Below are 19,467 nucleotides of genomic sequence, written 5' to 3' on the forward strand. Positions count from 1 at the left end.
TCAGAAGATGTCATCCGTGGAGATACTCTCTCCACCGTCGAAGGGATCGCTGCCCCCCGCCGGCTCGGCATAGCGGGTGGGCTCTGTGCCCTGTTTGAAGTACTCGTTATGGCTACCGGCGCCACCGTGGCCGAGCAGTCCAGTCTCGTTGTCTATCGAGAGAGAGACGATATCGGCCGGCTTGATGTACTCCTGCTCCGGCATGCCCTTCAGCGCGACCTTCATAAAGTCGATCCAGATGGGTTGGGCCGTGTTGCCACCGAAGGCTCCGGCACCCAGCGAGCGCTGGTGGTTGTCAAAGCCGATCCAGGCCGTGGCCACCATGCCGGGGGTAAAGCCGGAGAACCAGAGGTCGCGCGCCTCGTTGGTGGTGCCGGTCTTGCCTGCAATGTCGTGGCGCTTGAGCTCGACGGCGGCACGCCAGCCGGTGCCACGCCAGCCGTTGCCACCCCAGATGGCAGTCTTGAGGGTATCGGCAATGAGGAAGGCGCTCTGTGGGCTGATGGCCTGGGGAGCACAGGGCTGATCGCCCTGGACGCATTGGGCCGGTTGACCCACAACCTGGGGTGCCTGGTCGCCTTCAACGGGGACGGGGCTGCTCGCGGCCATGGGGCAGTCGGCACAGGCGACGGTGGGCTTGGCCTCGAACAGAGAGTTGCCATTGTTGTCGACCACCTTCTGGATGAAGTAGGGGGTCACCAGATGACCGCCATTGGCAAAGGCGGCGTAACCCCGAACCACTTCCAGCGGCGTGAATTCGGCTGCGCCCAGTGCCAGCGGCTCATAGGGGGCGAGCTGATCCCGCGGGAAACCGAAACGGGAGAGGCCATCGACGAAGGTGTTGATGCCGATGGCGCGCAGCAGACGTACCGACATGACGTTCTTCGACTTGGCCAGGCCCATGCGCAGCGGCAGCGGTCCCTCATAGACGGGCGGCGAGTTTTTCGGCTGCCATGCCTTGCCGGAAGAGGGATCCCACTGGTTGATGGGGGCATCGTTGATGAGTGAGGCCAGGGTATAACCCTGCTCCAGCGCCGTCGCGTAGAGGAAGGGCTTGATGTTGGAGCCAATCTGGCGACGAGCCTGCTCAACCCGGTTGAACTTGGAGAGCTCGAAGCTGAAGCCGCCAACCAGTCCTTCGACCGCCCCGTCGTGGGGATTCAGTGCCACCAGGGCGGCGTTGGCGTCGGGGATCTGGCCGAGAATGAGGCGTTCGCCCTGCTCTCTGACCCAAATCTGGGCACCGACCTTGAGAATATCGCGGGCTGTGCGCGGAGCAGGCCCCATGCGCGAGTCGTTGATGAAGGGGCGGGCCCACTTCATGGCGTTCCAGTCCAGTTCGCCCTGCTTGCCAAACTTGAGGATCACCTGAACATTGCGCTCGCCGACCTCGGTCACCACGGCCGGAATAAGCGGGGTATAGCTGGGCTGTTTGGCCAGGTAGTCGGTGATCTGCTGATATTCCCAAGCGGTCTCACCATGTTGCCAGAGCTGCTTCTCGGCACCCCGATAACCGTGGCGCATGTCATAGTCAAACAGACCGGTGAGCAGGGCATCCCTGGCCGCTTGCTGACGCTTGGCGTCGACCGTGGTGTAGATATGCAGGCCCATGGTGTAGGCGTCTTCACCAAATTGCTCCACCATCTTCTGGCGTACCATCTCCCCCAGATAGGGGGCGTAGAGGGTCAGCTCTGCCCCGTGATAGCGGGCTACCACGGGTTTCTGGGAGTACTCGTCAAACTGGGCCTGGGTGATCTTGCCGGTATCGAGCATACGACCAAGCACCACGTTGCGGCGGTCGAAGGCGCGCTGGGGCGAGCGGATCGGGTTGAGCAGGGAGGGAGCCTTGGGCAGGCCCGCTATGATGGCGATCTGGTCCAGGCTTAATTCGGAGACCTGCTTGCCAAAATAGACCTGGGCGGCCGCACCGACCCCGAAGGCGCGATAACCGAGAGGAATCTTGTTGAGGTAGAGCTCGAGGATCTCATCTTTGGTGAGGCTCTGCTCGATGCGCCAGGCCAGGAAGATCTCCTTGACCTTGCGAATGATGGTCTTCTCATTGGAGAGGAAGAAGTTACGGGCCACCTGCTGGGTGATGGTACTGGCCCCCTGGCTGGCATGGCCTGAGGCAGCGACAGCCAAGGCCGCCCGCAGTATCCCGATGGGGTCGATCCCAGGGTGCTCATAGAAGCGGGCATCCTCGGTTGCCAGCACGGCATCGATCATCGGTTGGGGGATCTCGCTCAGTTTGAGCGGGATACGGCGCACTTCACCATACTGGGAGATAAGCTCGCCATCGCGGCTATAGACCCGCATCGGGGTGGCCAGCTGGACATCCTTGAGCGAGCTGACATCGGGCAGCTGGGGTTTGATGTAGAAGTAGATGCCGAGCAAGGAGGCTGCCCCGAGAGCAGCGCATAACATTCCGGCAAAGAGCAGGCGCACAAGCCATTTCAACATGGAGTTACTACCGATCGTCTTAAATTTGGCCAACGGGCGCAGAGTATAGCCGTTTTGGGGGGGCGAAATCGACGTTTTTCCCCTGTGGCGGCAGTGGTGTTTGATGGTTTCGCCTGTGCTTTTGTGAGGCTCATTGGGGTTTGATACGGCTTAATCTTGTTCAGTCTGTCCAATCCGGGAATCATGGAATAGACTGAAAAATCAATAGACATGGATGTGGCAGCCTTATGATTGCACTCTTCAGGGAAGGATCCTTGGTGCCCATGCTGGGGGTCGATTTCGGAACACACACCGTCAAAGGGGTCATGCTGACGGGGCGTTCCGGCAAGTTCGTCATAGAGGGAGCGGCCGATGGCGCCATGCCCAAAGGCGTGCTGGTCGACTATCAGTTGCAGGATATCGAGAAGGTCGGGCATGTCCTCAAGGGGCTGAGAAGGAGCCTGCCTACGGCGGGACAGTTTGCCGCCACTGCGGTTACCGGCTCCAATGTGATCAGCAAGGTGCTGCTGCTCGATGCAGGCCTGAGCGATGCAGAGTTTAACGCCCAGGTAATGCAGGAGGCCGAACAACTCATCCCCTTCCCCCTCGATGAAATCAGCCTCGACTACGAGGTGCTCGGGTTGAGCAGCAATGATCCCGAGCGCCAGGAGGTCTTGCTCAGTGCCGCCCGCACCGAGAGTATCAGCGGCCGGGTCAGCGCCCTGGCCGAGGCCGGTTTTGTTACCAAGGTAATGGATGTGGGGGCCCATGCCCTGGGGCGCGCCGTGGTCGCCTGTTATCCCCAACTGATCGAGAGCAACAAGGCGACAGCAATTGTCGACATAGGGGCCAGCGCACTCACGTTCGCGACCATGGTGAGAGGAGAGGTCATCTATTCACGTCTGCAAAACTTCGGCGGTGACCAATATACCCAGGCCCTCTCCTCCTTCTATGGGATGACCCTCGAGGAAGCGGAGCAGGCAAAACTGACCCGTAATCTGCCGGCTGGCCATGATCAGGATGTGACAGAACCCCATCTGGCGACCCTGTTGCAACATATCAAGCGTAACACCCAGCTCTTTTGCAGCTCCTCCGGATTTCGCGATATTTCGGATCTGGTCCTCACCGGTGGGGCCAGTCTGGTCGCCGGGCTACCTGCCTATCTTGCCCGAGAACTAGAAATTGAGGTCCTTCACCCCGATCCCTTTGCCGAGTTTGGCAGCCAGCAGATCAAGGAACTCGGTCATGGGGCTCGTTACATGACCGCATTCGGCCTGGCTCTGCGGAGTTTTACCCCATGTCAAATATAAACCTGTTGCCCTGGCGAGAGGCTCTCAGCCAGCGAAAGAAGAAACAATTTGGCCTGGTTCTGGCGATTTGCCTGGGGGTGACCGCATCACTGGGGTTGCTGGCCAATTGGCTGGTGATGAAGCAAGTCGAGATTCAACAGGCCCGCAACCAACGGATCCAGACCGAGATCGGGCTACTCGACATCCAGCTGGCCGAGATCGCCAAACTCAAGGAGGAGCGTCAGGCCTTGATTGCTCGTATGAAGCTGATTGAGGGGCTACAGGAGCGACGCAATCTGCCGGTACGGGTGTTTGACCAGTTGCCAGAAATGGTGCCAAATGGAGTCTATCTTGCCTCTCTGCAACTTCAGGGGGCCAAGATTGATGTCACCGGCAAGACCGAGGCCTATGGACGGGTGGCCAACATGATGCGGCGCATCGATGGCTCTGGATGGCTTGGGCAGTCACAGATGAACTCCATTTTTGCCACCGATAGTGGTCCGGTGGCCCTCAGCCAGTTCTCCCTGCTGTTTATGGTGCAGGGCGGGCAGGCGATGACGGGAGCGCCACAATGAATCTGCAGCAGCTCAATGAACTCGACTTTAACGATATCGGTAACTGGCCCCGGTTGGCCAAAGGGGTCTTGATCCTCTTCTTCTGTGGCCTGCTGGGGGGGGCGCTCTACTACTACGTCATCTCGCTCTCGATAGACTCACTCAAACAGGTGCAGGCTCAGGAGGTGGATCTCAAGAGCCAGTTTGAAGGCAAGGCTCAGTTGGCCGCCAGCCTGCCCGCCTACAAGCAGCAAATGGCCGAGCTGGTGAAGATGATCGATACCCAACTCAAGCAATTGCCCAACACCAATGAGGTCGCCGGTCTGCTCGATGACATCAGTTTTATTGCGACCGACAACGGGTTGAAGCTTAATCGCATCAACTGGGAACCCGAGGTGGTGAGAGAGTTCTCCACGGAATTGCCCATGCGCATCGAGGTGGAGGGTGACTACCATCAACTGGGTCGCTTTACGGCGGGATTGGCTGCGCTGCCCCGCATCGTCATTCTCGACACCTTCACCCTGACCGGCAGCAAGGAGGGGGATGGTATTGCCATGAGCATGTTGGCCAAGACATATCGCTATAACGGCAAGGTAGAGGAGAAGAAACCATGAACAGTGGCCGGGGGGTCAGTTTGTTTCTTCTTGGTGCTCTCCTGACGGGGTGTGACGGGGTCAGCGATGTCGAGGGTTATATCGCCGAGGTTCGAGCCAGGCCACCTGCACCTATTGAACCTCTTCCTGAGGTCAAGCCGTTTGTTCCCATGACCTATCAGGCGGGTGATGAACGAAGCCCCTTTATCCAGCCCCAGCCGGAGCAGGGGAGTGCTGTGGCTGAAGTCAAACCCGAGTGTCGCCGTGAGGAGCAGGAGAGAGCCAAGGAGATGCTCGAACAGTATGGTTTGGAGAACCTTGCCATGACAGGGTCCGTAGGCCTCAAGGGTCAGTTGTGGGCCCTGATTACCACGCCGGATGGACAGGTGGTCAGGGTCGGGCTGGATCAGCATATGGGATTGAACAATGGGCGCGTGATACGGATCAGCCGGCGCGCAGTGGATCTGATTGAAACGGTACCGGATGGCAAGGGGTGCTGGGTGACGAGGGATACCCGGCTGGCAATGGCAGGCACCAATTAGAATCATAAGCAGGGACAGTTATGAAAGGGACAGTGAGGTTTGTCAGGACAGGTGTGGCGCTGTTGGCTCTGGTATGCCAAGGGGCATGGGCGGTGGCCACCCTGCAGGAGGTAAGGGTTAATCCCCTGATGTCTGGACGGCTGGTGCTCGAACTCAAGTTCAGTGAACCCGTCTCCGGTTTCACCGATCGCTTGGCCTATCAACCCGATCAGCTCTGGATGCACATTCCAGGCGCGGTCGGAGCCCTGCAGACCAACCCCTTGCCCATTCGTCAGCAGGGGGTGGGTGAGGTAAAAGTCGAGTCCAAGGGGTCCGGGCTCGATGTGCGGGTCGGCCTCGATGAGCTGATGCCCTACCAAATCAACCAGCAAGGCAGTTCCCTGTTGATTGCCTTGGGTAATGAGGCCAATGCCCCGTTGCGGACCAGTCCGGCCATGACCCCCACTGCCGCTTCGGGTCTGAGTTCCGCCACTTCGGGATTGACTACGACGCCGCCTCGTCCTGTGATGAGCAAGAGTGCTGGACAGGCCACCGGGGATTATTTCAATGCGGTACGCAACCTCGATTTCCGCCGTGGCAAGGATGGGCGAGGCGAGTTTTTGGTGCGGCTGGACAACAGCTCGGCGGCTATCGATATCAGTGCCCAGGGGCAGAAGGTCAAGGCCAAATTTTTCGGCACCCGGCTGCCGGATGAGTGGCTCAACATCATGAATGTTCGAGACTTTGCGACTCCGGTTACCCAGGTTGAGGCCTTTCGTCAGGGGCGGGATACCCTGTTTGAGCTGACCGTCAACGGCAGTTACGACTACCGCTACGATCAGGCCGAGAATCTGTTCATCATCCAGGTGAACAAGAAGGCAGGGGGTGCGACCAGGCAGTATGCAGGCAAGCCCATCTCATTGAACTTTCAAAACATTCCAGTCCGGACTGTGCTGCAAATCATTGCCGACTTCAATCACTTCAACCTGGTGACCACGGATTCGGTGGCAGGCAATATCACTCTGCGCCTGGACGGGGTCCCCTGGGAGCAGGCGCTGGATGTGATCCTCAAGGTGAAGGGGCTCGACAAGCGACTGGACAACAACATACTGCTGGTGGCTCCGGCCGACGAGATTGCGGCCCGGGAGAAACAGCAGATGGAGAGCCGTAATCAGGTGGCCGAGTTGGCTCCGCTAGAGACTGAATTCTTGCAGATCAACTACGCCAAGGCGGCCGAGGTGGCGAGCCTGCTCTCGTCAGAGAGCACCAAGCTGCTCTCCAGCCGGGGGGCGGTGAGTGTCGATGAGCGCACCAACCTGCTGGTCATCAAGGATACCGCTGCGGTGATCGACAACGTCAAGCGGATGCTGGAGATGCTCGACATTCCGGTGCGTCAGGTGGTGATCGAGGCGCGCATGGTGACCATCGATGATGGTTTCGACGAAGCGCTGGGGGTGCGTTGGGGGGTCACCAAGACGGATGGTCATGGTAATGGCACCTCTGGTCACATTCAGGGGATCGACGGTGCAGGCAACGATAACGGCTCCAGTCTGATCACCCGGCCTGGCATTGAAGACAGGCTCAACGTCAATCTGCCGGTGGCCAATGCGGCGGGGACCATTGCCTTCCAGGTGGCACGTCTGGCCGATGGAACCCTGCTTGATCTGGAGCTGTCGGCCCTCGAGAAAGAGAGCAAGGCCGAGATCATCGCCAGTCCGCGTGTCACCACGGCCAACCAGAAGCCGGCGTTGATCGAGCAGGGGACCGAGATCCCCTATGTGGAGTCCTCCTCCAGCGGCGCCACCTCGGTGACCTTCAAGAAGGCGGTGTTAAGCCTCAAGGTCACGCCACAGATCACGCCGGATAACCGGGTGATCCTGGATCTGACCGTGACCCAGGATACCAAGGGGGAGACGGTGCCCACCGGGACGGGGGATGCTGTTTCCATCAATGCCCAGTCCATCACCACCCAGGTGCTGGTGGATAATGGCGAGACGCTGGTGCTGGGTGGCATCTATCAGCAAACCATCAAGAACGATGTGAGCAAGGTGCCACTGCTGGGGGATATCCCGGGTCTGGGGATACTCTTCAAGAAGACCATCAGTGAAAACAAGAAGCGTGAATTGCTCATCTTTGTGACCCCGAGAATCGTCACCGACGACCTCTAAGCGCTTTACAGCGACTGACAAAACACATATAACCTAACGCCCCAAAGCGGTCGGGGCGTTGGGTTGGCCGGTTGCCAGCCCCCCTTTCAATTGAGATAATTCCCCGTCTGATCCATCGCAAGATGAGGTTCACCGGCATCCCGGAGTCTCTTTTCCGGGATCTAACACAGTGAAAGAACAAACGAAAAAACATGGCTGAGAAACGCAATATTTTCCTGGTAGGGCCCATGGGTGCGGGCAAGAGCACCATTGGCAGACATCTGGCTGAGCAGCTGCATATGGAGTTTTTCGACTCCGATCAGGAAATCGAGCGCCGCAGTGGTGCCGACATCAGCTGGGTCTTTGATGTCGAAGGGGAAGAGGGTTTCCGGGTGCGTGAAGAACGCGTCATCGGCGAACTCTCCGAGATGCAGGGTATCGTGCTGGCGACCGGTGGTGGTGCCATCAAGAGCCGCGAGACTCGCAATCGCCTCTCCGCCCGCGGTATCGTTGTCTATCTGGAGACCACCATCGAGAAGCAGCTTGCACGCACCCAGCGTGACAAGCGTCGCCCCCTGCTGCAGACCGCAGAGCCGCCCCGTGAGGTGCTCGAGCGTCTGGCCGGGGAGCGTAACCCCCTCTACGAAGAGGTGGCCGATTTTGTCGTGCACACCGATGAGCAGAGTGCCAAGGTGGTCGCCAACCAAATCGTCAAGCTGATTGGCATGTAACACGGAGAGGACCATGGAAAGGTTGGTCGTAGAATTGGGTGAGCGCTCCTATCCCATCGAGATTGGAGCAGGTCTGTTGCGTCAACCCGAGCGTTATCGCCAGGTGATCAAGGGCCAGCGCGTCATGGTGGTCACCAACGAGACGGTGGCTCCCCTCTACCTCGAGACCCTGTTGGCCCAACTTGGTGACTACCGGGTCGATACCCTGGTCCTTCCTGATGGCGAGGCTCATAAGAGCCTTTCTACCTTTGAGACGGTGATGAGCGCCCTGCTCGAGGGCAATCACGGCCGGGATACGACCCTCATTGCCCTCGGTGGTGGTGTGATAGGTGATCTGGTCGGGTTTGCCGCCGCCTGTTATCAGCGGGGAGTGCCCTTCATCCAGATTCCGACCACTCTGCTCTCTCAGGTCGACTCCTCGGTGGGCGGCAAGACGGCCGTCAATCACCCCCTCGGCAAGAACATGATCGGTGCCTTCTACCAGCCCAAGTCGGTGATCATCGATATCGACTGTCTGGCCACCTTGCCCGAGCGTGAGTTTGCCGCCGGCATGGCCGAGGTGATCAAGTACGGGATCATTTGGGACAGCGATTTCTTCGTCTGGCTCGAGCAAAATATGGCGCGTCTGCAGCAGCTCGATGAAGAGGCGCTGACTCAGGCCATTCTGCGTTGCTGTGCCATCAAGGCAGAGGTGGTGGCCGAGGACGAGACAGAGTCCGGCGTGCGTGCCCTGCTCAACCTGGGTCACACCTTCGGCCATGCCATCGAGGCCGAGATGGGGTATGGCAACTGGTTGCACGGTGAGGCCGTGGCTGCCGGTACCATGCTGGCGGCCGACACCGCTGTTCTGTGTGGCATGATGAGCGACGCCGAGCGTGAGCGGATCCGTCGCCTGCTGCTGGCGGCACGCCTGCCGGTTCACGCCCCCGCAGAGATGGACTTCTCCGCCTTCATCGCCCACATGCGGCGAGACAAGAAGGTGCTCAATGGCACGCTGCGCCTGGTGCTGCCCCGTGGCATTGGCAAGGCCGAAGTGGTCGCCCATGTCACCGAAGCACAGCTGGCTCAGGTCATAGAGCAAGCGCGTGGCTGACATCAAACAGCTGCAACTGCCGAGCCAGCGTCAGCTGGTTGACCGCATGTTGCACCTCATCGAGTTTGACACTCCCTTTGTCCTGCTCTCCGGGCGGCCTGGTTCGGGCCGCTCGACCCTCTTCGAGCAACTCCTCGGGCAGTTACCCGATACCCTGCGTCCGGTGACCCTGATCCCGACCAAGACCATGAAGATGGAGCAGGTGCGAGAGGCCTTGTTGCGTCAGATGGTTCCCTCTCCCCTGTTTAATCCCGCGGATGCCCTTGCCGACAGTTTCTTGCGCATGGCGCAGGGACTAAGGCAGCAACTGGTGATCCTGATCGACGGGGTGGACAGGTTGCCACGGGAGCTGTTGGCCGAATTGTGGGCACTGATGCTGGCCAACGATGCCTTGCCACGGCCTCACCGTCTTGCCATCCTGCTCACCGCCGATGAGCAGTGGGCTCGTCAGCACCGTCCTCTGCTCAAGGGGCGGGCGCTGCCAGCTCTGGAGGTTGAGCTGGCACCACTGACGGCTCCCGAGCAAAAGATTTTTCTCTACGAGAAGGGCAACCAACTCAAGGTGCCCTCTCTGCTGTTGACCAAAGAGAAGGTGGTCGAGATCCTGGCCGCGGCCAAGGGTCATCCCGCCACCATCATGATGTCTCTGGAGGATTTGATGAGTGATCGTCGTCCACGCAAGCGTCCCGAGCCCTTTCCGATCCGCAAGGCGGCCATCGGGCTGGCCGCTACCGCCCTCGTCTTGTTGGGCCTGACCTATCTGGTCCCTGCCTTCATGGGGGGCGCTGCCGACGCCCCCAAGGTCGAGAGCGTCTCCGGTACCCTGCCGCCACCGGTACCGACCGGGCCTGTCTCTACGGATCCGAGTCAGCCTGACACTCCGGCGACCCCCACGGGATCGGCTCCCGTCGTCCAGGAGTGGAAGTCGGAAAAGGCTGCCCTGCCCGAGCAGGTCAAGGGCGATACCCTGACCACAGAGAGTCAGAATTACGAAGGGCGCCGTGTGGTCATCGCCGATGAGGTGGTGCAACAGCTGATGAAGGACAAGCCGGTCAGCGGCGCGCTGCCCACCGAGGTACAGCAAGCCGTGGTGCCGGGCAAGCAGGTGATTGGCGAGCCCCAGGCTCCCGCCAAACCCGCCGCCGTGGTCAAGCCGGCCCCCGAGGTCAAACCCGTTCCCGAGCGGCAGACTGTCAGCCTGACCCCGGCCAAGACTCTCAACCAGAAACGCAGCAACCACTTCAGCGTCCAGCTGATGGGGGCCAGCAACATGAAGGCGGTCGAAGAGTTTGTGGGCACCCACAAGTTGGCCGGTCAGGTTTGGGTCTACCAGACCCAGTTCCGTGGTAACCCCTGGTACGTGGTGCTGAAAGGGGATTATGCCACTCTGGAACAGGCCCGTGCCGCCATTCGCCAGTTGCCGCCTCCTCTGCTCAAGGAGCAGCCCTGGCCCAAGTCATTTGCCCAGGTGAAGAAAGAATTGAAGAAATAGCGCGGAAAAGGGGGTAAACTTCGCCCCCTTTCGGGCCTCACTCCACTCACCGGAACTTCATGAAAAAAACACGCGCCTTCCTGAAATGGGCCGGGGGCAAGTTCTCCCTGATCGAAGAGATTGCCGAGCGGCTGCCCGAGGGGCGTGTGTTGCTGGAGCCCTTTGTTGGCGCCGGCTCCGTGTTTCTGAACACAGACTTCGAAGAGTATGTGCTCAACGACATCAATCCTGACCTCATCGACTTCTACAACCACCTCAAGCACTCTCCTGACCGCTTGATCGCTGAGGCGCGGCGCTGGTTTGACCCCGAGTTCAACAACAAGGCAGCCTACTACCGTCTTCGCACCCAGTTTAACCAGGCGAGCGACAGTCTGGAGCGGGCCCAACTGTTTCTCTACCTGAACCGGCATGGCTTCAACGGCCTCTGCCGCTACAACAAGAAGGGGGGGTTCAACGTTCCCTTCGGATCCTACAAGAAGCCCTACTTTCCGGAAAAAGAGCTCTGGCTGTTTGCCGAAAAGGCCCAGCGTGCCACCTTCATCTGCGAGAGTTATGTGGATGCCATGGCCCGTGCCGAGTCGGACTGGGTCATCTACTGTGATCCTCCCTATGCGCCCCTCTCTACCACCGCCAGCTTCACCAGCTATGCGGCCAGCGGCTTTACCCTGGACGATCAGGCCGTGCTGGCCCGGGTGGCCAGGCACACGGCGGCCGAGAAGGGGGTCCCCGTGCTTATCAGCAACCACGACATCGAGCTGACCCGAGAGCTCTACCGTGGTGCTCGCCTCGACGAGGTGCAGGTCAAGCGCACCATCAGCCGTAACGGCGGGGGACGCAACAAGGTGGCCGAACTGCTGGCCCTCTATCTGCCCGGCATCTCTCCCGAGCAGGGATGGTATCCCGAAGAGCCCCACATCGAGCCCGCCACTCGGGTGTGATTCGGCCTCGTCTCTGTCCTGGCTTTGCGGTAAAATTGCGCCGCTTTTTTGCCCCGCAGCCAATGGATGATGCCGATGAAAGACTTTCTGATTGCACCCTCGATCCTCTCTGCCGACTTTGCCCGTCTGGGTGAGGACGTGGCCAAGGTGCTGGCCGCCGGTGCCGATGTGGTTCACTTCGATGTAATGGACAACCACTATGTGCCCAACCTGACCATTGGTCCCATGGTGTGTGAGGCCCTGCGTGGCTACGGTATCGAGGCGCCCATCGACGTGCATCTGATGGTCAAGCCGGTCGATCGCATCATTCCCGACTTCGCCAAGGCCGGTGCCTCTCTCATCACCTTCCACCCGGAAGCCTCCGAGCATCTGGATCGCTCCCTCGGCCTCATCAAGGAGCTGGGTTGCCAGGCTGGCCTGGTTCTCAACCCCGCGACCTCTCTCTCCTGCCTCGAATACGTGATGGACAAGCTGGACGTGATCCTGCTGATGTCGGTCAATCCGGGCTTCGGTGGTCAGAGTTTCATCCCCGGCACGCTCGACAAGCTGCGCCAGGTGCGCCGCCTGATCGACGAGAGCGGGCGCGACATCCGCCTCGAGATCGACGGCGGGGTCAAGGTCGAGAACATTCGCGAGATCGCCGAGGCCGGTGCAGACATGTTCGTGGCGGGCTCCGCCATCTTCGGCAAACCCGACTACAAGGCGGTGATCGATCAGATGCGCGCGGAGCTGGCTCATGTCCGTCGTTGAGCATCCCTTCGACCTGGTGCTGTTTGATCTCGATGGCACCCTGATCGACAGCGTTCCCCAGTTGGCGTTGGCGGTGAACCAGATGCTGCGAGAGTGCGGTTTTGACGAGGTGCCCGAGGCGGTAGTACGCACCTGGGTCGGTAATGGTGCCGATACGCTGGTGCAGCGCGCCCTGGCCCATGCCGGAGCCGGGGAGGCGCTGTTTGCGACCGCTCGTCCGGCCTTTGGTCGCTACTATCAGGCCTGCCTGCTGGAGGGGCTCGAGATGTATGAGGGGGTGGCCGCCACCCTGGCACGATTGGCGACGGCGGGGTATCGTCTGGCTGTGGTGACCAACAAGCCAACCGCCTTCGTGCAGCCGATCCTCGAGGCACTGGGGATAGCAGGCTATTTCTCTCTCTGGCTCGGTGGTAACTGTCTGCCCGAGAAGAAGCCCCATCCCGCCCCCCTGCTGCACGCCTGCCACGAGTTGCAACTCTCTCCGGCGCGCACCCTGATGGTAGGCGACTCCGAGAACGATGTGCTGGCTGCCAAGGCGGCCGGTATGCGGGTTGTGGGGCTCACTTATGGCTATAACTACGGGCGTCCCATCGCCGACTCACAACCCGATTGGGTCTTTGAACACTTTTCCGGGCTGGACACGATCCTGCCCGGTTAATAAAGGAACTCACACTCTATGGCTAAACCAATCGTACTGAGTGGCGCCCAGCCCTCCGGCCAACTGACTATCGGCAACTACATGGGAGCCTTGCGTCAGTGGGTCAACATGCAGGATGACTACGACTGCCTCTACTGCATCGTCGATATGCATGCGGTCACCGTACGCCAGGATCCCCTGGCCCTGCGCAAGGCGTGTCTGGATGCGGCAGCCCTCTATCTGGCGGTGGGCATCGATCCCAAGAAGAGCACCGTCTTTATCCAGTCCCATGTTCCCCAACATGCTGAGCTGGGCTGGGTCCTCAACTGCTATACCCAGATGGGCGAGCTGTCGCGGATGACCCAGTTCAAGGACAAGTCGGCCCGTTTCGAAAACAATGTCAACGTCGGGCTGTTCGGTTATCCGGTGCTGATGGCCGCCGACATCCTGCTCTACCAGGCCAACCAGGTGCCGGTCGGCAACGATCAGAAGCAGCATCTGGAGTTGACCCGCGACATCGCCTATCGCTTCAACAATCTCTATGGCGAGGTCTTCACCATGCCGGATCCCTTTATCCCGACCGAAGGTGCCCGGGTGATGAGCCTGCAGGACCCCACCAAGAAGATGTCCAAGTCCGACGACAACGAGGCCAACTTCATCGGTCTGCTGGAGGACCCCAAGCAGATCGCCAAGAAGATCAAGCGCGCGGTCACCGACTCCGACAATCCGCCCGTGGTGCGTTTCGATGTGGAGAACAAGCCTGGTGTCTCCAACCTGCTGACCCTGATGTCGGGTGCCACCGGTCGCTCCATCCCCGAGCTGGTCGAGCATTTCGACGGCAAGATGTACGGCCACCTCAAGGGTGAGTGTGCCGATGCCGTGGTGGCCATGCTCGAGCCGATGCAGGCCCGTTTCAACGAGTTGCGCCAGGATGAGGCGCTGCTGCTCTCCATTTTGGCGGAAGGTGCACAAAAGGCACGCGAAAGGGCTGAAAAAACCCTCGCCAGGGTATATGATGTAATCGGCTTCGTTCCTCGAGCCTGACATACTGGGAAGGTGTAGTAGAAGAGAGCCGGGTATCGACCTGGCTTTCTTTGTTTTCATCGATAACAATTGTCCTCAGTGGCTCGTATTCCGGGCCTTCCTCTATACCTCAGAAACTCGTTGAGAAAGCATGACCGCCCACGCCGAAATACCCATGACCGAACTGGAAGACAAGGGGCACTGGCTCCGCAAGTTCCGCAAGGCAAAGAATCTCAATACCCTGCAGCTGATGGTTTCCAACGCCATCGACAGACATCACACCATGCCTTCGGTAGCGGCGGCCATCTACCTGGCCGAGTGCCAGCGGGAGCGGGAGCTGGAGCAGGGACGCCTGCTGGATCGCTAATCTCTTTCACCGACCGCGTATCGTCTTCTTTCCGTGTTGAGCCGCTCGGGTGATGGCACATCCCGGCGGCGCCATTTATTACGTCGGTGAACCATGCCAGAATGTGCCCCCGCCTGACCGGCCCCGTTTCTGATCTGACTGTTTGCGGTTTTCTATGTTGCTGCTGATCGATAATTACGACTCCTTTACCTGGAACCTGGTGCAATATTTCGGGGCGCTGGGCAGTGAGGTCGTGGTGCGTCGCAACGATGAGATCACGTTGGAAGGGATTGCCGCACTGGCACCGGATCAGCTGGTCATCTCCCCCGGTCCCTGTACCCCCAACGAGGCCGGGATCTCCCTCGAGGCCATTCGCCACTTTGCCGGTCAGTTACCGATCCTGGGAGTCTGCCTGGGTCATCAATCCCTGGCCCAGGTGTTTGGGGCCCGGGTGGTGCGTGCCCGCCGGGTGATGCACGGCAAGACGTCATCCATCCGGCACACGGGGGAGGGGGTGTTTCGCGGGCTCGCCGATCCGCTGACCGTGACCCGTTACCATTCGCTGGTGGTGGAGTGGGACTCCCTGCCCGATGCCCTGGCGGTCACTGCCTGGAGCCTGGATGAGGAGGGGCGACCCGACGAGATCATGGGCCTTCGGCATCAATCTCTTAACATTGAGGGGGTTCAGTTCCATCCGGAGAGCATCCTCAGCCAGCAGGGACTCGATCTGTTGGCCAATTTTGTCCGTCCATCCCGCTGATTTTGTGATTTTCTTCGCAAATCCGACAGCCGATTTGCTTTTTCACTCCTGATAATTTATTCACCCACAACTCCCGCCATATTGGGGCTTGCCAAGCATGGCTGCTCCGTTATGCAATAGGCCCGCCTATTTTCTCATGCCTTGTCGAACATTGTTTGCCCAAGTACGGCAGGTTGCAGACTTTTTTCTTTTTTTTTGTGATAATCCGGTCGTGTTTACACGGATTTAACTTTTCGGCGGTCAAATATTCTGAGCGCCGATCACAAGGAGCAAGCTATGTCAGTGCAAGTGACACGTGATCAGTTCGATGAAGTGATGGTACCCAACTATGCCCCGGCCAAGATCATCCCGGTGCGTGGTGTTGGCTCCCGTGTCTGGGATCAAGAGGGGCGTGAGTACATCGACTTCGCCGGCGGTATCGCGGTCAACGGTCTAGGCCACTGCCACCCCAAGCTGGTGGAGGCCCTCAGGCACCAGGGTGAGCAGCTCTGGCACCTCTCCAACGTCATGACCAACGAGCCGGCCCTGCGTCTGGCTCGCAAGCTGGTCGATGCCACCTTCGCCGAGAAGGTCTACTTCTGTAACTCGGGTGCCGAGGCCAACGAGGCCGCCCTCAAGCTGGCCCGTCGTTATGCCATCGAACAGTTTGGCGAGCACAAGACCCAGATCATCGCCTTCCATCAGGGTTTCCATGGTCGCACCTTCTTCACCGTGAGCGTCGGTGGCCAGGCGGCTTATTCCGACGGCTTCGGTCCGAAGCCCGGTGACATCACCCATGTGGCCTACAACGATCTGGCGGCGCTCGAGGCGGTCATCTCCGACAACACCTGCGCCGTGGTCATGGAGCCGCTGCAAGGGGAAGGTGGCATCATCAGCCCGACCGATGAGTTTGCCAAGGGCGTGCGTGCCCTGTGTGACAAACACAATGCCCTGCTGGTGTTTGACGAGGTGCAGTCTGGTGTGGGCCGTACCGGTCACCTCTACGCCTACATGGGCCTCGGTATCACCCCGGACATCCTGACCAGTGCCAAGGCGCTCGGTGGCGGCTTCCCGATCGGTGCCATGCTGACGACCTCCGCCATCGCCGCCCACCTCAAGGTCGGTACTCACGGCTCTACCTATGGTGGCAACCCGCTGGCCTGTGCCGTGGCCGAGGCGGTGATCGACGTGGTCAACACCCCCGAGGTACTAAACGGCGTGAAGCAGCGCGAGCAGTTGATCCGTGAGGGCCTGGAGGCGATCAACGCCAGGTACCACTGCTTCAGCGAAGTTCGCGGCCAGGGCCTGCTGCTCGGTGCCGTGTTGAACGAGGATTACAAGGGGCGCTCCCGCGACTTCCTGCTGGCCTCCATCGACCAGGGGCTGATGGCGCTGGTGGCCGGGACCAACGTGGTGCGTTTCACCCCCTCCCTGATCATCCCCGAAGCGGATATCAAAGAGGGTCTGGCCCGCTTCGAGAAGGCGGTCGCCCAGGTGGTCGGCGCCTAATCCTGTATTGAGGCGGGGAGCGTCTCCTGGCAGGAGCCGGGAACCCCGCCTGTCGTCAATCAAGGGAGTTGTCATTCATGTTGGTTATTCGCCCCATAGAGCAGAAAGATTTTGCGGGCCTCAAGACCTGTGCCATCGAATCCGGCACCGGCATGACCTCGCTGCCGGTCAACGATGAGCTGCTGCAACGCAAGATAGACGCGTCCATGCAGACCTTCTCCGACAAGCCGGCAGGCAAGGGAGATTGCCTCTACTTCTTCGTGGCCGAGGATCTCGAGACCGGCGAGATGGTGGGCACCTGCGCCATCGATGCCGCCGTCGGGCTCTCCCAGCCCTTCTACAACTACCACATCGGCAAGGTGGTCCACTCCTCGCCCAAGCTCGGCATCTACAACGTGGTCGAGACCCTGACCCTTTCCAATGATTACACCGGCAGCACCGAGCTCTGTACCCTGTTTCTGCGCGAGTGTGCCCGTGAGGGGCAAAACGGACGCCTGCTCTCCAAGCATCGCTTCCTCTTTATGGCGGAGCATCAGGAGCTGTTCGACAACACCGTCTTTGCCGAGATGCGCGGTGTCTCCGATGAAGAGGGGCACAGCCCCTTCTATGAGTGGTTGCAGACCCACTTCTTCTCCCTCGACTTCCCGACCGTGGACTACCTGACCGGTATCGGCAAGAAGCGCTTCATCGCCGAGCTGATGCCCAAGTACCCCATCTATGTGAACCTGCTCTCGGATGCGGCCCGAGCCGTCATCGGCAAGACCCATGACAAGACCCGTCCGGCCATCAAGATGCTGCACGACGAGGGTTTTGTGAACCGCGGTTATGTGGACATCTTCGACGCGGGCCCCGCCGTGGAGTGCGAGCTGCAGAACATTCGCAGCGTGCGGCGCAGCCGCCGCCTGGCGGTTCAGGTCGGCGATCCGGTGGGTGGGCAGAATTTCCTCATCTGCAACTCCCGCTTCAGCCAATATCGGGCCTGCTACGGCAACATCAGCATCAATCCCGACACTCATGAGGCCATCATCCCGCCCAAGATGGCGGCGGCCCTCAAGGTGCAGGACGGGGATCTGGTGCGGGTAGTCGAACTCGACTGATGATTTGCCGGGCCAAGGTCCGGCGTGACGGGCGCAGCCCGCTGGAGACAATGGAATGAATGTACAGCTGATTAATGGCCAGTGGCTGGCCGGTGAAGGAACAGAATTCGTCTCGGTCGATCCGGCCAAGAATCAGGTGGTCTGGCGTGGCCAGGCCGCCAGCCCCACCCAGGTGGATGCTGCCGTCAAGGCCGCTCGCGCCGCCTTCTACCAGTGGGGGGATAGCTCCCTCGAGGCGCGTCTGGCCATCGTGACCCGCTTTGCCGAGCTGCTCGGCGAGCATAAGGAGTCCCTGGCCCTGACCATAGCCCGGGAGACCGGCAAACCCCTGTGGGAGACCCGCACCGAGGTGGTCGCCATGCAGGGCAAGATTGCTATTTCGATCCGCGCCCATGAGGAGCGCACCGGCACCGTCGAGAACCCCATGCCGGGCGCCAAGGCGTTCGTGCGCCACAAGCCCCACGGTGTGGTGGCCGTGTTCGGTCCCTATAACTTCCCGGGGCACCTGCCCAACGGCCACATAGTACCGGCCCTCATCGCCGGTAATACGGTGGTCTTCAAGCCCTCCGAGCTGACCCCCCTGGTGGCCGAGGCAACCCTGAAGATCTGGCTGGAGGCCGGTCTGCCGGCCGGCGTCATCAATCTGGTGCAGGGGGAGGTCGAAACCGGCAAGGCCCTGGCGGGTCACGTCGATATCGATGGCCTCTTCTTCACCGGTTCGTCGCGCACCGGGCACCTGCTGCACCAGCAGTATGCCGGGCAACCGGGCAAGATCCTGGCCCTGGAGATGGGTGGCAACAACCCGCTCATCGTCAAGGACGTGAGCGATATGGACGGTGCCGTGCATGCCATCGTGCAGTCCGCCTTTGTCACCTCCGGCCAGCGCTGTACCTGCTCTCGCCGTCTCTTTATCCAGCGCGGTGCCGCGGGCGATGCCTTGCTGGCGCGTCTGCGCGATGTGGTGAGTCGTATCCGTGTCGGTCACTATGACGATGTTGAGCAACCCTTCATGGGCGCCATGATAAGCGAGAGGGCGGCACTGGGCATGGTTGCAGCCCAGAGCCACCTCAAGAGCCTGGGTGCCGAGCCCCTGCTCGAGCTCAAGCATCTGGAGCCGGGCACCGGCTTCGTCTCCCCCGGCATCATAGACGTCACCGGCGTCGCCGCGCTGCCGGACGAGGAGTACTTCGGCCCGCTGCTGCAGGTTATTCGTTATGACGATTTCGACGCCGCCATCGATCAAGGGAACGCCACCCGCTACGGCCTCTCGGCCGGTTTGCTGGGGGACAGTGAGGCGGACTGGCAGCACTTCTTCAAGCGTATCCGCGCCGGCATTGTCAACTGGAACAAGCCCATCACCGGCGCCTCCAGTGCCGCCCCTTTTGGTGGCATCGGCGCCTCGGGCAACCACCGTGCCAGCGCCTACTATGCGGCCGACTACTGCGCCTATCCGGTCGCCTCGGTTGAGGATGGCAAGGCGACCATGCCGGATCAGCTGTCACCAGGCCTTCGTTTCTAAAACAAGGGGCGTCCAGGCAGGCGCCCCGGTTTGTACCCCGCAAGCAAAGG

18 protein-coding genes are annotated in these 19,467 nt (G+C 60.3%); 17 read left to right on the forward strand and 1 reads right to left on the reverse strand.

Annotation, left to right across the window (positions count from 1 at the left end; translation table 11 throughout):
* Window positions 1-2,460, reverse strand: a complete 2,460-nt coding sequence (locus tag AB5Y48_RS13535) for a penicillin-binding protein 1A (protein WP_050667298.1) — start codon at window positions 2,458-2,460, stop codon at window positions 1-3.
* Window positions 2,461-2,687: 227 nt separating this feature from the next.
* Here AB5Y48_RS13535 and pilM point away from each other — a divergent pair, with 227 nt between their 5' ends.
* The 17 genes from pilM to astD all read left to right on the forward strand — a co-directional run bounded on the left by pilM (window position 2,688) and on the right by astD (window position 19,417).
* Window positions 2,688-3,749 (forward strand): type IV pilus assembly protein PilM, encoded by a 1,062-nt coding sequence (gene pilM / locus AB5Y48_RS13540; RefSeq protein WP_060583983.1) that lies wholly within the window; start codon window positions 2,688-2,690, stop codon window positions 3,747-3,749.
* On the forward strand, window positions 3,737-4,303 hold the full coding sequence (locus AB5Y48_RS13545) for a PilN domain-containing protein (protein WP_050667300.1): 567 nt from the start codon (window positions 3,737-3,739) through the stop codon (window positions 4,301-4,303). Before pilM ends, AB5Y48_RS13545 begins: the two co-directional genes overlap by 13 nt.
* Window positions 4,300-4,896 carry a PilO family type IV pilus biogenesis protein TapO gene (tapO, locus tag AB5Y48_RS13550; RefSeq protein ID WP_050667301.1) on the forward strand — a complete coding sequence of 199 codons (597 nt, stop codon included), beginning with the start codon at window positions 4,300-4,302 and terminating at the stop codon, window positions 4,894-4,896. The genes AB5Y48_RS13545 and tapO overlap by 4 nt, the downstream gene beginning before the upstream one ends.
* Window positions 4,893-5,417 (forward strand): pilus assembly protein PilP, encoded by a 525-nt coding sequence (locus AB5Y48_RS13555; protein WP_050667302.1) that lies wholly within the window; start codon window positions 4,893-4,895, stop codon window positions 5,415-5,417. The genes tapO and AB5Y48_RS13555 overlap by 4 nt, the downstream gene beginning before the upstream one ends.
* A gap of 20 nt (window positions 5,418-5,437) precedes the next feature.
* On the forward strand, window positions 5,438-7,564 hold the full coding sequence (locus AB5Y48_RS13560) for a type IV pilus secretin PilQ (RefSeq protein ID WP_060583988.1): 2,127 nt from the start codon (window positions 5,438-5,440) through the stop codon (window positions 7,562-7,564).
* Window positions 7,565-7,755: 191 nt separating this feature from the next.
* On the forward strand, window positions 7,756-8,274 hold the full coding sequence (aroK, locus tag AB5Y48_RS13565) for a shikimate kinase AroK (protein ID WP_050667304.1): 519 nt from the start codon (window positions 7,756-7,758) through the stop codon (window positions 8,272-8,274).
* A gap of 13 nt (window positions 8,275-8,287) precedes the next feature.
* Window positions 8,288-9,367, forward strand: a complete 1,080-nt coding sequence (aroB, locus tag AB5Y48_RS13570; protein ID WP_050667305.1) for a 3-dehydroquinate synthase — start codon at window positions 8,288-8,290, stop codon at window positions 9,365-9,367.
* Between the two features lie 46 nt (window positions 9,368-9,413).
* Window positions 9,414-10,859 carry an SPOR domain-containing protein gene (locus AB5Y48_RS13575; RefSeq protein WP_224162381.1) on the forward strand — a complete coding sequence of 482 codons (1,446 nt, stop codon included), beginning with the start codon at window positions 9,414-9,416 and terminating at the stop codon, window positions 10,857-10,859.
* Between the two features lie 59 nt (window positions 10,860-10,918).
* Window positions 10,919-11,797, forward strand: coding sequence for a Dam family site-specific DNA-(adenine-N6)-methyltransferase (locus AB5Y48_RS13580; protein ID WP_136612817.1), 879 nt, complete (start codon window positions 10,919-10,921; stop codon window positions 11,795-11,797).
* Window positions 11,798-11,872: 75 nt separating this feature from the next.
* Entirely contained in the window at window positions 11,873-12,547 is a 675-nt protein-coding gene (rpe, locus tag AB5Y48_RS13585) for a ribulose-phosphate 3-epimerase (protein ID WP_050667308.1), read from the forward strand.
* A complete protein-coding gene (locus AB5Y48_RS13590) occupies window positions 12,534-13,205 on the forward strand; it encodes a phosphoglycolate phosphatase (RefSeq protein WP_050667309.1) in 672 nt (223 codons plus the stop codon). The genes rpe and AB5Y48_RS13590 overlap by 14 nt, the downstream gene beginning before the upstream one ends.
* 18 nt (window positions 13,206-13,223) lie before the next feature.
* The gene (gene trpS / locus AB5Y48_RS13595; protein ID WP_050667310.1) at window positions 13,224-14,228 is read left to right on the forward strand and encodes a tryptophan--tRNA ligase; all 1,005 of its coding nucleotides are present in this window, start codon (window positions 13,224-13,226) and stop codon (window positions 14,226-14,228) included.
* A 130-nt stretch (window positions 14,229-14,358) separates the two neighbouring features.
* Window positions 14,359-14,574 (forward strand): hypothetical protein, encoded by a 216-nt coding sequence (locus tag AB5Y48_RS13600; protein WP_050667311.1) that lies wholly within the window; start codon window positions 14,359-14,361, stop codon window positions 14,572-14,574.
* Window positions 14,575-14,728: 154 nt separating this feature from the next.
* The gene (locus AB5Y48_RS13605) at window positions 14,729-15,313 is read left to right on the forward strand and encodes an aminodeoxychorismate/anthranilate synthase component II (RefSeq protein WP_136612820.1); all 585 of its coding nucleotides are present in this window, start codon (window positions 14,729-14,731) and stop codon (window positions 15,311-15,313) included.
* Between the two features lie 276 nt (window positions 15,314-15,589).
* Entirely contained in the window at window positions 15,590-16,801 is a 1,212-nt protein-coding gene (locus AB5Y48_RS13610; RefSeq protein WP_050667313.1) for an aspartate aminotransferase family protein, read from the forward strand.
* A 77-nt stretch (window positions 16,802-16,878) separates the two neighbouring features.
* A complete protein-coding gene (gene astA, locus AB5Y48_RS13615; protein ID WP_050667314.1) occupies window positions 16,879-17,898 on the forward strand; it encodes an arginine N-succinyltransferase in 1,020 nt (339 codons plus the stop codon).
* Window positions 17,899-17,953: 55 nt separating this feature from the next.
* Complete coding sequence (gene astD, locus AB5Y48_RS13620) at window positions 17,954-19,417, forward strand: succinylglutamate-semialdehyde dehydrogenase (protein ID WP_050667315.1); 1,464 nt, start codon at window positions 17,954-17,956, stop codon at window positions 19,415-19,417.
* The last annotated feature ends 50 nt before the right edge of the window (window positions 19,418-19,467 follow it).

The organism is Aeromonas sp. R6-2 (genome assembly GCF_040908155.1).
In the GTDB taxonomy this organism is placed as follows: Bacteria; Pseudomonadota; Gammaproteobacteria; order Enterobacterales; family Aeromonadaceae; genus Aeromonas; species Aeromonas schubertii.

What these genes read in the sequence shown, in the direction of transcription:
- AB5Y48_RS13575 (WP_224162381.1), top strand. Translation starts at nt 9,414, where the DNA reads ATGTTGCACCTCATCGAGTTTGACACTCCCTTTGTCCTGCTCTCCGGG.
- aroB (WP_050667305.1), top strand. Translation starts at nt 8,288, where the DNA reads ATGGAAAGGTTGGTCGTAGAATTGGGTGAGCGCTCCTATCCCATCGAG.
- AB5Y48_RS13605 (WP_136612820.1), top strand. Translation starts at nt 14,729, where the DNA reads ATGTTGCTGCTGATCGATAATTACGACTCCTTTACCTGGAACCTGGTG.
- AB5Y48_RS13545 (WP_050667300.1), top strand. Translation starts at nt 3,737, where the DNA reads ATGTCAAATATAAACCTGTTGCCCTGGCGAGAGGCTCTCAGCCAGCGA.
- astA (WP_050667314.1), top strand. Translation starts at nt 16,879, where the DNA reads ATGTTGGTTATTCGCCCCATAGAGCAGAAAGATTTTGCGGGCCTCAAG.
- pilM (WP_060583983.1), top strand. Translation starts at nt 2,688, where the DNA reads ATGATTGCACTCTTCAGGGAAGGATCCTTGGTGCCCATGCTGGGGGTC.
- AB5Y48_RS13600 (WP_050667311.1), top strand. Translation starts at nt 14,359, where the DNA reads ATGACCGCCCACGCCGAAATACCCATGACCGAACTGGAAGACAAGGGG.
- AB5Y48_RS13590 (WP_050667309.1), top strand. Translation starts at nt 12,534, where the DNA reads ATGTCCGTCGTTGAGCATCCCTTCGACCTGGTGCTGTTTGATCTCGAT.
- aroK (WP_050667304.1), top strand. Translation starts at nt 7,756, where the DNA reads ATGGCTGAGAAACGCAATATTTTCCTGGTAGGGCCCATGGGTGCGGGC.
- astD (WP_050667315.1), top strand. Translation starts at nt 17,954, where the DNA reads ATGAATGTACAGCTGATTAATGGCCAGTGGCTGGCCGGTGAAGGAACA.
- tapO (WP_050667301.1), top strand. Translation starts at nt 4,300, where the DNA reads ATGAATCTGCAGCAGCTCAATGAACTCGACTTTAACGATATCGGTAAC.
- AB5Y48_RS13555 (WP_050667302.1), top strand. Translation starts at nt 4,893, where the DNA reads ATGAACAGTGGCCGGGGGGTCAGTTTGTTTCTTCTTGGTGCTCTCCTG.
- trpS (WP_050667310.1), top strand. Translation starts at nt 13,224, where the DNA reads ATGGCTAAACCAATCGTACTGAGTGGCGCCCAGCCCTCCGGCCAACTG.
- AB5Y48_RS13535 (WP_050667298.1), bottom strand. Translation starts at nt 2,460, where the DNA reads ATGTTGAAATGGCTTGTGCGCCTGCTCTTTGCCGGAATGTTATGCGCT.
- AB5Y48_RS13610 (WP_050667313.1), top strand. Translation starts at nt 15,590, where the DNA reads ATGTCAGTGCAAGTGACACGTGATCAGTTCGATGAAGTGATGGTACCC.
- rpe (WP_050667308.1), top strand. Translation starts at nt 11,873, where the DNA reads ATGAAAGACTTTCTGATTGCACCCTCGATCCTCTCTGCCGACTTTGCC.
- AB5Y48_RS13560 (WP_060583988.1), top strand. Translation starts at nt 5,438, where the DNA reads ATGAAAGGGACAGTGAGGTTTGTCAGGACAGGTGTGGCGCTGTTGGCT.
- AB5Y48_RS13580 (WP_136612817.1), top strand. Translation starts at nt 10,919, where the DNA reads ATGAAAAAAACACGCGCCTTCCTGAAATGGGCCGGGGGCAAGTTCTCC.